Origin of the sequence: Planosporangium spinosum (assembly GCF_049999945.1) — a bacterium.
Taxonomy (GTDB): Bacteria; Actinomycetota; Actinomycetes; order Mycobacteriales; family Micromonosporaceae; genus Planosporangium; species Planosporangium spinosum.
The window spans coordinates 191,251-202,865 of sequence record NZ_JBLYUB010000013.1 but is presented as its reverse complement, the minus strand read 5'-3'; the positions used below and the strand labels follow the sequence as shown (position 1 = coordinate 202,865).

Sequence of the window (11,615 nt, the reverse complement as noted above, 5' to 3'; positions counted from 1 at the left end):
GTCCATCGATTCGGTGAAACCGCCGCCGCCATCGGGCAACCGGTCGAGGCCGGCGCACCGCGCCACCCGCCCGGACCCGCATCACCACCAGAGATGATCTCCAGCGGCCCCGCGGGCAGAGAGAAAATTACGCGGTCCGGATCCCGATCGTCAAATCTGCCGACCTTGTCCCGCGTCACATCCGTGACGTGTGCCGGATGAACCGTTGGTACAGCGCCGACCGGGGAACTTTAATCCCCGGCCGGCGGGTCCATCCCGCACCGACATCGTCGGCACGGACCGGACAATCCCCGGTTCGACGCCGGTTCCCCGAGTGGCATTCCCGGCCACCGGCGCGCGCACCAGGCGCACAACCGGGCGGCAGCGAAGGTCAAACGCCACGACGTCGGAATGGAGTCCCGGCGGCCCTGACAGCCTCCGGGATCCGTGCCTGCCGCCGTCCTCGCGGACGGCGGCAGGCACGCCCAACACCTCGCTGGCGGGCGCCAGTCCCGCCTCGTCCTGGCGGTTACCGGACCAGCTCGACCCCGGCGATCGTCTTCTTACCCCGGCGCAGGACCAGCCACCGTCCGTGCAGCAGCGCGTCGTCGGGTACGGCGGCCTCGGCGTCGGTCACCCGCTCATTGTTGATGTAGGCACCGCCCTCGGCGATCGTGCGCCGGGCCTCGTTCATGCTCGAGACCAGGCCGGACTCCTTCAGCAGCGCCGCGACCGGCGGCAGCGAGCCCTGGATCTCGGCCAGACCGGCCTCGGCCAGCGCGGCCCGCAGTGTGCTCGGCGGCAGCGATTCGAGGTCCCCCCGGCCGAACAGCGCCTTGCTGGCCTCGATGACCGCGCGGGTCTCCTCCTCGCCGTGTACCAGTCGGGTGACCTCTTCGGCGAGGCGCCGCTGGGCGACGCGGGCGGCGGGGCGCTCGGCGGTCTCCTTCTCCAGGGCCAGGATCTCCTCCCGGTCCAGGAACGTGAAGATCCGCAACAGTTGCCCGACCGTCGCGTCGTCGACGTTGATGAAGTACTGGTAGAGCGCGTACGGGCTGGTCATCTCCGGGTCGAGCCAGAGGTTGCCGCCGCCGGTGGACTTCCCGATCTTCTCCCCGGCCGCGTTCGTCACCAGCGGCGTCGCCAGCAGGTGCGCCGACTCCCCGGTGACCCGGCGGATGAGGTCGCTACCCGCGGTCAGGTTGCCCCACTGGTCGCTGCCACCGGTCTGCAAGCGGCAGCCGTACCGCCGGAACAGTTCCAGGAAGTCCATTCCCTGCAGGATCTGGTAGCTGAACTCCGTGTAGCTGATCCCGGCATCGGAGTTGAGCCGCGCGCTGACGGCCTCCTTGGCGAGCATGTTGTTGACCCGGAAGTGCTTGCCCACGTCGCGCAGGAAGTCCAGCGCCGACAACCCCTCGGTCCAGTCCAGGTTGTTGACCATCCGGGCGGCGTACTCGCCGTCGAAGTCCAGGAACGGCTCGATCTGCGCGCGGATACGGTCGACCCAGCCGGCAACGGTCTCACGCGAGTTGAGGGTCCGCTCGGACTGTGGGCGCGGGTCCCCGATCAGACCGGTGGCGCCGCCCACCAGGGCGAGGGGCTTGTTGCCGGCCCGCTGGAGACGGCGCACGGTGAGGATCTGAACCAGGTTACCGACGTGCAGGCTGGGCGCCGTGGGGTCGAAGCCGCAGTAGTAGGTGATCGGCCCACGGGCCATCTCCGCCCGCAGGGCATCGAGGTCGGTGGAGAGCGCGATCAGGCCGCGCCACTGCAAGTCATCGAGTACGTCGGTCACGTCCGCGATTGTCCCCCATCGGTGCGCGCCGGTCACAACCGGTTTCGCGCCGAACCCGGTTGTGACCGGCCGTTCGGCTCCGACGGCCCGGCGCCGGCCCCTGACGCCGGCCGGCCCGCACCCGCTCGGCGTTCACCGACCCGGGCGGGTCGGACGCGCGGTGACGCCCGCCGTCCGTTTCGGTACGTGCCGGCGGTACTCGCTGACCGTCGGGTCTCCGGTGATCCAGAAGCGCCACGGGGTGTCGTGCCCGCCGGTCACGCCGACCCGGGGGCCGGCGTGGATCAGCTCGGCCGGTACCGGCTCGGCGGGCGGGTGCAGCGTGACCGGTCCCCCGCCGAGCAGGGAGGTGCCGTACACCGACCGGTCGATACCCAGGGCCGCGCACAGCCGGGCCGGGCCGCGGGCCAGCTGGCGGTCGTCGGGTACCCGCAGCCGGCGGCGGGCGCGGGCGGTCTCGATGCCGTCGACGACCGCACCGGCCCGCAGCAGAACCGCCGCCGCCTCGCCGGCGGGTCCGCAGACGACGTTCATGCACCAGTGCATGCCGTACGTGAAGTAGACGTATGCGTACCCCGGCGGGCCGAACATGACCTCGTTGCGCGGGGTGCGGCCACGGTGGGCGTGCGAAGCGGGGTCGCCTCCGGTCCCGGCGTACGCCTCGACCTCACTCAGCCGTACCGTCACCCCGCCCGCCGTCAGCAGGCAGCCGAGCAGCCCGGGTGCGGCCACCTCGGCGGGGCCGGCCAGCAGGTCGGCCAGGTCCTGGCTCACGTACGCGCTCCCCGGTGTGAATGTGCGGTCGACGACGACCGTACCGCCGGGGCGATCAGTGCGTACGCGGTGCCCGGCGGGCCCGGTTGAGCAGGGCGGCCCGCATCGTGGCGTCCCGGTGCAGGGCCTCGTGGCAGGTCTCGGCAGCGGAGAACCGGTCGGTGGGCGGCTGGATGTCGCGCGGGCCGCGCGACGACACGTAACGCGGGTTCGTCGGCCACGCCGCCGCGGTCTCCGGCCACCACCCGGCCGGCAGTACGCCGACCCGGTCGTGCGGGGACGTCGCGACTACCGGCACCCATCTGCGCCGCGCGTGCATGGCCATATTTCCCTCCGCCGATACAACAGTACGCTTCGACAGTAGGTGACCAGGGCAAGCGCTCGGCGCGCAGGGCCGGTCGTGTCGCGATGCGGGACGGCGGCGCCGGCGGCCGGTACCCCGACCGCCGGCGCTGGGGACGACCGGCCGCTCGCCGCTACCGGGGTACGACCGACTGCGCGGTCCACTCCCGCCACGCCTGCAGGCGGTCGGAAACGGCGGCGAACTGCTCGCTGACCGGCCCTGGGCCGGTCGAGCCCGGCGTGGTCCGGGCCGCGAGCGCACCGCGTACCGACAGCACCTCACGGACCTCGGGGGTCAGGTGCGGGCTGCACGCGGCCAGGTCGTCGTCGGACACGTCCTCGAGCGCGCAGTCCCGGGCGGTGCAGATCATCACCAGCTTGCCGGTGATCTCGTGCGCGTCCCGGAACGGTACGCCCCGGCGCACCAGCCAGTCGGCGACCTCGGTGGCCAGGGTGTACCCACGGGGCGCCGCCGCGGCGAGCCGGTCCACCCGTACCGTCATCGTGGAGATCATGCCGGCGAGCGCGGGGAGGACCAGCTCCAGCGTGTCGACCGCGTCGAAGACGGGCTCCTTGTCCTCCTGCAGGTCGCGGTCGTACGCCAGCGCGAGGCCCTTGAGCATGGCCAGTACCCCGGCGACGTGCCCGATCAGCCGGCCGGACTTGCCCCGGGCCAGCTCGGCGATGTCGGAGTTCTTCTTCTGCGGCATGATCGACGAGCCGGTGGCGAACGCGTCGTCCAGCTCGACCCAGCCGAACGACGGCGTGGTCCAGAGCACGACCTCCTCCCCCAGTCGGGACAGGTGCACGCCGGTCAGGGCCGCCACGAACAGGAACTCGGCGACGAAGTCACGGTCGGCGACCGCGTCGATCGAGTTCGCGGCCGGCGCGTCGAAGCCCAGTTCCCGGGCGACCAGAGCCGGGTCCAGCGGCAGCGACGAGCCGGCGAGCGCACCGGAGCCGAGCGGCGAGACGGCGGTACGGCGGTCCCAGTCGCGCAGCCGGTCGAGGTCGCGCAGCAGCGCCTGGACGTGCGCGAGGAGCTGGTGGCCGAACGTGATCGGCTGCGCCGGCTGCAGGTGGGTGAAGCCCGGCGCGGGGGTGTCGATGTGCCGGCCGGCCTGCTCGACGAGGGCGTCGGCCAGCTCCACGATCCGAGCAGCGACGCCACGGGCGTGGTCGCGCAGGTACAGCCGCAGGTCGGTGGCGACCTGGTCGTTGCGGGACCGTCCGGCGCGCAGCTTGCCGCCCAGCGAGCCGAGGCGCTCGAGCAGGCCGCGCTCCAGGGCGGTGTGCACGTCCTCGTCCTCGATCGTCGGCCGGAACTCACCGGCGGCGCAGGCCGACTCGAGGTCGTCGAGCGCGGCCAGGATCCGGCCCAGCTCCTCGGCGTCGAGCAGACCGGCCCGGGCCAGCACGCGGGCGTGCGCCCGGGAGGCGGCCAGGTCGTACGGGGCGAGCCGCCAGTCGAACTGGACGCTCACGCTCAGGCGCGCGAGGGCCTCGGCCGGACCGCCGGCAAAGCGGCCACCCCACAGTCGCGTCGGTCCGTCGGTCTGGGTCATGCCTCACGCTCCTTATGTGAATCTTGGTGAGTTCGACACCGCCCCACGATGTCAAACTCACCAAGATCGCGATAAAACCGGGTCACTGCTCCAGGCGGGCGTCGCGGGCGGCGGCCAGCCGGCTGGGCAGGCCCCACAGGTCGACGAAGCCCTTGGCCAGCGACTGGTCGAACATGTCGCCCTCGTCGTACGTGGCGAGGCTGAAGTCGTACAGGCTGGCCTCGGAACGGCGGCCGGTCACCGTGGCCCGACCCCCGTGCAGCACCATGCGGATCTCACCGGACACGTGCTGCTGGGTCTCGGCGATGAACGCGTCGAGGGCCTTCTTCAACGGCGAGAACCACAGCCCGTCGTAGACCAGCTCGCCCCAGCGCTGGTCGACCGTGCGCTTGAACCGGGCCACGTCCCGCTCGACCGTGACGTTCTCCAGCTCCTGGTGGGCGGCGATCAGCGCGATCGCGCCGGGAGCCTCGTACACCTCGCGGCTCTTGATGCCCACCAGCCGGTCCTCGACCATGTCCAGGCGCCCCACGCCCTGCTCGCCGGCGCGCCGGTTGAGCTCGGCGACGGCCTGGTACGGCGTGACGGTCTCACCGTCGATCGCGACCGGCACGCCCGCCTCGAAGGTGATCACGACCTCGTCGGCGTCCCGGACCACCGTCGGGTCCTGGGTGTAGCTGTAGAGGTCCTCGATCGGCGCGTTCCAGATGTCCTCCAGGAACCCGGTCTCGACCGCGCGGCCCCACAGGTTCTGGTCGATCGAGTACGGCGACTTGTGTGACACGTCGATCGGCAGGCCCTTCTCCTCGGCGTACGCGATCGCCTTGTCCCGGGTCCAGGCGAAGTCACGCGCCGGGGCGATGACCTTCAGGTCGGGCGCGAGCGCGCCGATGCCCACCTCGAACCGCACCTGGTCGTTGCCCTTGCCGGTGCAGCCGTGGGAGACGATCGTGCCGCCGTACTTCTTGGCCGCCGCCACCAGGTGACGCACGATCAGCGGCCGGCTCAGCGCCGACACCAGCGGGTACCGGTCCATGTAGAGGGCGTTGGCGCGCAGCGCCGGCAGGCAGAAGTCGGCGGCGAACTCCTCGCGCGCGTCGACGACCTCGGCCTCGACGGCGCCGCAGTCGAGCGCCCGCTGGCGGATGACGGCCAGGTCCTCGCCGCCCTGGCCGACGTCGACGGCCACCGCGATGACCTCGGCGCCGGTCTTCTCGGCGAGGTACGGAATGGCAACGGAGGTGTCCAGCCCTCCGGAATACGCGAGCACGACCCGGTCGGTCACGACGGGCTCCCTTCATCTGTACGGGTGGTATGCGGGCCGCCGGGAGCGGCTGCGGTGTCGGGGGTATCGGGGGTGCCGGCCGCGGGCCCGTTGTCGGTGCGGCCCCAGGCGGCGAGCTTGTCGGCGAGCGCCGGACCGCCGGTGACGTCCCGGGCGACGACCAGGATGGTGTCGTCGCCGGCGATCGTGCCGACCACGTCCGGTAGGCCGGAGCGGTCCAGCGCACTGGCCAGGAACTGGGCGGCACCCGGCGGGGTGCGCAGGACGACCAGGTTACCGCTGGCGTCGGCGCCGGTGAGCAGCTCGCGCAGCAGCCGTACCAGCCGGGCCGGCGCCTGCTCCGATGCGCGCAGCGGCCGGTTGCCGTCCTCCGGGATGAGGTACGCGCCGCTCACCTTGACCGCGCCCAGCTCCTCCAGGTCGCGCGACAGCGTGGCCTGGGTGACCTGGGTGCCCTCGGCGGCCAGCAACTCGGCCAGCTCGGTCTGGGAGCGCACCGCGCGGTCCCGGATCAACGCGACGATGCGGGCGTGCCGGGCGGCCTTGGTCTGCGGTGCGCTGGTCATGACAGCAGCCACGCCAGCAGGGCCTTCTGCGCGTGCAACCGGTTCTCGGCCTCGTCCCAGGCGGCGCTCGCGTCGAGGACGTCGCCGGTGATCTCCTCGCCGCGGTGCGCCGGCAGGCAGTGCAGCACCACCACGTGCGGCTTGGCGCCGGCCAGCAGCTCCGCGTTGACCTGGTACGGCCGGAACGGCGTGATCCGGTCCAGCCCGTCGCCCTCCTGCCCCATGGACGTCCAGCAGTCGGTGGCGACCACGTCGGCGCCGGCCACCGCGGCGCCCGCATCGTGGCCGACCTCGACCGAGCCGCCGGTGGTGGCCGCGATCCGCGCCGCCTTCGCCACGACGGCCGGATCCGGGTCGAACCCGGGCGGGCCGGCCAGCCGTACGTGCATGCCGGCGGTCGCGCCGGCGAGCAGGTACGAGTGGGCCATGTTGTTGGCGGTGTCGCCGAGGTAGGCCAGCGTCCGGCCGGCCGTGCCGCCCAGGCGCTCGCGGATCGTGAGCAGGTCGGCCAGCAGCTGGCAGGGGTGGAAGCCGTCGGTGAGCGCGTTGACCACGGGCACCGACGACCCGGCGGCCAGCGCCGCCAGCCGGGCGTCGGCGTGCGAGCGGATCACGATGGCCCGCACGTACCGCGACAGCACCCGCGCGGCGTCCTCGATCGTCTCGCCCCGGCCGAGGTGGGTGGACTGAGCGTCGATGATGACCGCGTGCCCGCCGAGTTCGGCGATGCCGACCTCGAACGAGGTACGGGTCCGCATGCTCTGCTTCTCGAAGATCACCGCGACCGACTGCGGGCCGGCGAGCGGCAGGTGGCCGTACCGGTCGGCCTTGAGCGTGGCGGCGAGGTCGAGGACGGCGGCCTGCTCGGCCGGGGTCAGGTCGTCGTCGCGCAGGAAGTGCCGGATCACTACTGTGCCGCCTCCAGGGCGTCGGGCAGGGCGGCGACGAACGCGTCCGCTTGCTCAGTGGTCAGGATCAGGGGCGGCGCCAGCCGGACCACCCCGGGCTGGACGGGGTTGACCAGGAAACCGGCACCGGCAAGGGCGGCGGTCACCGCGGCCGAGACCGGCTCGGTGAGCACGATCCCGAGCAGCAGCCCGGCGCCCCGGACCGCGCCGACGAGCGGATGGTCGAGCGCCTCGATGCCGTCACGCAGCCGCTCGCCGACCCGCTTCACGTGGCCGAGCAGGTCCAGCGAGGCGATCGTGTCGAGCACGGCCAGGGCCGCGGCGCAGCAGACCGGGTTGCCGCCGAACGTGGTGCCGTGCGCGCCCGGGCCGAGCAGCGTCGCCGCCTCGCCGAACGCCAGGCAGGCGCCGATCGGCAGGCCGCCGCCCAGCCCCTTGGCGAGGGTCACCACGTCGGGCTCGATCCCCTCGGCCTGGAACGCGTACCAGTACCCGGTGCGCCCGACCCCGGTCTGCACCTCGTCGAGGGCGAGCAGCGCGCCGTGCCGGGCGGTGATGTCCCGGGCGGCGGCCAGGTAGCCGGCCGGAGGTACCACCACGCCCGCCTCGCCCTGGATCGGCTCGAGGATGACCATGGCGGTCTCGTCGGTGACCGCGGCGGCGAGCGCGTCGACGTCACCGTAGGGCACGTGCGTCACGTCGCCCGGCAGCGGCAGGAAGGGGTCGCGCTTGGCCGGCTGCCCGGTGAGCGCGAGGCTGCCCATCGTCCGGCCGTGGAAGGCGTTCTCGGTGGCGACGACGTGGGTACGGCCGGTGCGCCGGGACAGCTTGAACGCCGCCTCGTTGGCCTCGGCGCCGGAGTTGGCGAAGAACACCGCCCCCGGCCGGCCGCCAGCCAGAGCCAGCAGCCGCTCGGCGAGCGCGCCGGCGGGCCCCGAGGCGTACAGGTTGGACACCTGGCCCAGGGTCGACAGCTGTGTGGTCACGGCCTCGACCACGGCCGGGTGGGCGTGGCCGAGCGCGTTGACGGCGATCCCGCCGACGAGGTCCAGGTAGGACTTACCGTCCTCGTCGACGACGACGGCGCCCTCGCCGCGCACGATCGCCAGCGACGGCGACCCGTACGTGTTCATCACGGAGGATTTCCACTGGTTCAGGACCCTCATGCCGACACTCCGCTTCGCTCCGTGCCGCCATGAGGCACCACGCGACTGAGCCGTTCGATTCGCTCGCTGCGCTCGCTCATGCCGGCACCACCATCGTTCCGAACCCTTCCGAGGTGAACACTTCCAGCAGGATGGAGTGGGGCACCCGGCCGTCGACGACGTGCGCCGCCGGTACGCCACCCTTGACCGCGCGCAGACAGGCCTCCATCTTCGGCACCATCCCGGACTCCAGCTCCGGCATCAGCTCGTCCAGCTCCGCCGCGGTGAGCTGGCTGACGAGGCTGTCGGTGTCGGGCCAGTTCGCGTACAGCCCCTCGACGTCGGTGAGGACGACGAGCTTGCGCGCCCCGAGCGCGACCGCGAGCGCGGCCGCGGCCGTGTCGGCGTTGAGGTTGTGCAGGACGCCGTCGGCGTCCGGCGCGACCGTCGACACCACCGGGATCCGGCCGGCCTCGATCAGGTCGGTGATGGCCGACGTGTTGACCTCGGCGACGTCGCCGACCTGACCCACGTCGACCGGCTCGCCGTTGACGAACGCGGCCCGCCGCACGGCGGTGAACAGCTGCGCGTCCTCACCGGACATCCCGACCGCGAACGGCCCGTACCCGTTGATGAGGTTGACCAGCTCCCGGCCGACCTGCCCGACGAGGACCATCCGCACCACGTCCATCGCCTCGGGCGTGGTGACCCGCAGGCCACCGCGGAACTCGCTGGCGATGTCGAGGCGCCCCAGCATCGCCGAGATCTGCGGCCCACCGCCGTGCACCACGACGGGCTTGATCCCCACGTACCGCAGGAAGACCATGTCCGCGGCGAACGCCCGCTTCAGCTCGTTGTCGACCATCGCGTTGCCGCCGTACTTGACCACGACCGTCGCGCCGTGGAACTCCGTCAGCCACGGCAGCGCCTCGATCAGCGTGGTCGCCTTGCCCAGGGCGATCCCCAGGTCCCGTCCGTTCATGACGAGTACGCCGAGTTCTCGTGCACGTACCCGAGCGACAGGTCGCTGGTCCAGATGGTCGCCTCCGCGTCCCCGGCGTGCAGGTCCACCCGGACCACGATCTTGCGCCCGGTCAGGTCCACCTTGGCCCGGTCGTCGCCGGCGGCGCCGCCCCGGCAGATCCACACCCCGTTGATCGCCACATCGAGCGCGTCCGGGTCGAACTCCGCGGCCGTGGTGCCGATCGCGGCGAGGACCCGCCCCCAGTTGGGGTCGTTGCCGAAGAAGGCGCACTTGACCAGGTTGTTGCGCGCGATGGAGCGGCCCACCTCCACCGCGTCGGCCTCGCTCGCGGCTCCGGTGACCTCGATGGCGATGTCCTTGGTGGCACCCTCGGCGTCCGAGAGCAGCTGCTGCGCCAGGTCGTGGCAGGCCGCGGTGACGACCGCGGTCAGTTCCTCGGCCGACGGCTCGATTCCGGAGGCGCCACTGGCCAGCAGCAGCACCGTGTCGTTGGTCGACATGCAGCCGTCGGAGTCGAGCCGGTCGAAGGTCACCCGGCACGCCTCCCGCAGCGCGACGTCGAGCGTCTCCGAGTCGGCCACCGCGTCGGTGGTGAGCACGCACAGCATCGTGGCCAGGGCCGGGGCCAGCATGCCGGCGCCCTTGGCCATGCCGCCGACGGTGTAGCCCTCGCCGGCCTGCACGGTGTTCTTGGGCCGGGTGTCGGTCGTCATGATCGCCTCGGCGGCGGCCGGCCCGCCGTCGCGCACCAGGCCGCGTACCGCCGCGTCCACCCCCGGCAGCAGCTTGTCCATCGGCAGCCGCTCCCCGATCAGGCCGGTCGAGCAGACCGCCACGTCCGCGGCGCCGAACGGCTGCCGGGCGGTGGCCGTCAGCCGGGCCGCCACGTGCTCGGCGGTGCGGTGGGTGTCCTGGAAGCCCTGCGGGCCGGTGCAGGCGTTGGCGCCACCGGAGTTGAGCACGACCGCGCGGACGAAGCCCGACCGCAGGACCTGCTGGCTCCACAGCACCGGCGCGGCCTTCACCCGGTTGGAGGTGAACACGCCGGCGGCGGTGACGTCCGGGCCGTCGTTGACGACGAGCGCGACGTCGGGACTGCCCGACGCTTTGAGCCCGGCGGTCACACCGGCCGCCCGGAACCCCTTCGGGGCCGTAACACTCATGGTGCCACTCCGTTCGCGGTCAGGCCCGCCGTCTCCGGCAGGCCGAGCATCAGGTTGGCGCACTGGACCGCCTGGCCGGCCGCGCCCTTACCGAGGTTGTCGATCGCGGACGTCACGATCAGCCGACCGGAGTCGAGGTCGACGGTGCCCTGCAGGTGGCAGGCGTTCGACCCGAAAGTCGCCGCGGTGTGCGGCCAGCGCCCCTCGGGCAGCACCCGTACGAAGTGCTCGCCCGCGTACGCGTCCCGCAGCACCTCCCGGACGTCGACGTCCGTGGCGGCAACGGCCGTCACCGTCGACAGGATGCCGCGCGGCATCGGTGCGAGGGTCGGGGTGAACGACAGCGTCCGCGCCCCGGTCGCCTGCTTGATCTCGGGTGTGTGCTGGTGCGCGCCCACCTTGTACGGGCTGATGTCGCCCATCACCTCGCTGCCGAGCAGGTGGGCCTTGGGGGACTTGCCGGCGCCAGAGGTGCCGGAGGCGGCGACCACCACCACGTCGTCCGGGCTGGCGGCACCGGTGGCGATGAGTGGCGCCAGCGCGAGGATGGTGGCCACCGCGTAGCAGCCGGTCGCGGCCGTTCTCGTGGACTCCGCGATCCTCGCGCGCTGGCCGGGCAGCTCCGGAAGGCCGTACGTCCAGGTCCCGGCGTGCGCACCCGGGTAGTAGCGGGCCCAGTCGTCGGGGTCGACCAGCCGGTGGTCGGCGCCCAGGTCGACGACCTTGGTCTGCGCCGGCAGTTGCGCGGCCACCGCTGCGGACTCCCCGTGTGGCAGGGCGAGAAACACCAGGTCGGCCTCTGCCAGCGCGGTCGGGTCGGTCGCCGTCAGCACGTGGTCGGCCAGCGTCGCCAGGTGCGGGTGCACCGCACCGATCGGGACACCCGCCTGGCTCTGGCCGGTCGCCACCGCGAGCTCGAAGTACGGGTGCCCGGCGATCAGGCGGAGCAGCTCGCCACCGGCGTACCCGCTCGCCCCGGCCACCGCGATTCGTATGCCCATACCGCCTCCCGCATGACTATGCGATCGACTGTATAGGTGTGCGGGTGGGCGCGCAACCGGAAACCGCCGATGCCGGCGGGTGACACCGGACACGACGTCGCGCC

Annotated in this window: 11 protein-coding genes; all 11 read right to left on the bottom strand. The window is 72.6% G+C overall.

The genetic code is table 11. The features are described 5' to 3' along the window. Positions 1-508: 508 nt before the first annotated feature. The 11 genes from tyrS to argC all read right to left on the bottom strand — a co-directional run bounded on the left by tyrS (position 509) and on the right by argC (position 11,511). Positions 509-1,777, bottom strand: a complete 1,269-nt coding sequence (gene tyrS, locus ACNTMW_RS19015; RefSeq protein ID WP_426634999.1) for a tyrosine--tRNA ligase — start codon at positions 1,775-1,777, stop codon at positions 509-511. Between the two features lie 132 nt (positions 1,778-1,909). Continuing rightward, complete coding sequence (locus ACNTMW_RS19010) at positions 1,910-2,551, bottom strand: DNA-3-methyladenine glycosylase (RefSeq protein ID WP_426634998.1); 642 nt, start codon at positions 2,549-2,551, stop codon at positions 1,910-1,912. Between the two features lie 55 nt (positions 2,552-2,606). Then, on the bottom strand, positions 2,607-2,876 hold the full coding sequence (locus tag ACNTMW_RS19005; RefSeq protein WP_426634997.1) for a hypothetical protein: 270 nt from the start codon (positions 2,874-2,876) through the stop codon (positions 2,607-2,609). 151 nt (positions 2,877-3,027) lie between these two features. Then, the gene (gene argH / locus ACNTMW_RS19000) at positions 3,028-4,458 is read right to left on the bottom strand and encodes an argininosuccinate lyase (protein ID WP_426634996.1); all 1,431 of its coding nucleotides are present in this window, start codon (positions 4,456-4,458) and stop codon (positions 3,028-3,030) included. An 82-nt stretch (positions 4,459-4,540) separates the two neighbouring features. Further along, the gene (locus ACNTMW_RS18995; RefSeq protein WP_426634995.1) at positions 4,541-5,743 is read right to left on the bottom strand and encodes an argininosuccinate synthase; all 1,203 of its coding nucleotides are present in this window, start codon (positions 5,741-5,743) and stop codon (positions 4,541-4,543) included. Further along, positions 5,740-6,309, bottom strand: a complete 570-nt coding sequence (locus ACNTMW_RS18990) for an arginine repressor (RefSeq protein WP_426634994.1) — start codon at positions 6,307-6,309, stop codon at positions 5,740-5,742. Before ACNTMW_RS18990 ends, ACNTMW_RS18995 begins: the two co-directional genes overlap by 4 nt. Beyond that, the gene (argF, locus tag ACNTMW_RS18985; RefSeq protein WP_426634993.1) at positions 6,306-7,217 is read right to left on the bottom strand and encodes an ornithine carbamoyltransferase; all 912 of its coding nucleotides are present in this window, start codon (positions 7,215-7,217) and stop codon (positions 6,306-6,308) included. The genes ACNTMW_RS18990 and argF overlap by 4 nt, the downstream gene beginning before the upstream one ends. After that, positions 7,217-8,383 carry an acetylornithine transaminase gene (locus ACNTMW_RS18980; RefSeq protein WP_426634992.1) on the bottom strand — a complete coding sequence of 389 codons (1,167 nt, stop codon included), beginning with the start codon at positions 8,381-8,383 and terminating at the stop codon, positions 7,217-7,219. The genes argF and ACNTMW_RS18980 overlap by 1 nt, the downstream gene beginning before the upstream one ends. A gap of 76 nt (positions 8,384-8,459) precedes the next feature. Further along, positions 8,460-9,344 (bottom strand): acetylglutamate kinase, encoded by an 885-nt coding sequence (argB, locus tag ACNTMW_RS18975; protein ID WP_426634990.1) that lies wholly within the window; start codon positions 9,342-9,344, stop codon positions 8,460-8,462. Further along, positions 9,341-10,510 carry a bifunctional glutamate N-acetyltransferase/amino-acid acetyltransferase ArgJ gene (argJ, locus tag ACNTMW_RS18970; RefSeq protein WP_426634989.1) on the bottom strand — a complete coding sequence of 390 codons (1,170 nt, stop codon included), beginning with the start codon at positions 10,508-10,510 and terminating at the stop codon, positions 9,341-9,343. The genes argB and argJ overlap by 4 nt, the downstream gene beginning before the upstream one ends. Continuing rightward, on the bottom strand, positions 10,507-11,511 hold the full coding sequence (argC, locus tag ACNTMW_RS18965; RefSeq protein WP_426634988.1) for an N-acetyl-gamma-glutamyl-phosphate reductase: 1,005 nt from the start codon (positions 11,509-11,511) through the stop codon (positions 10,507-10,509). Before argC ends, argJ begins: the two co-directional genes overlap by 4 nt. Positions 11,512-11,615: the final 104 nt, after the last annotated feature.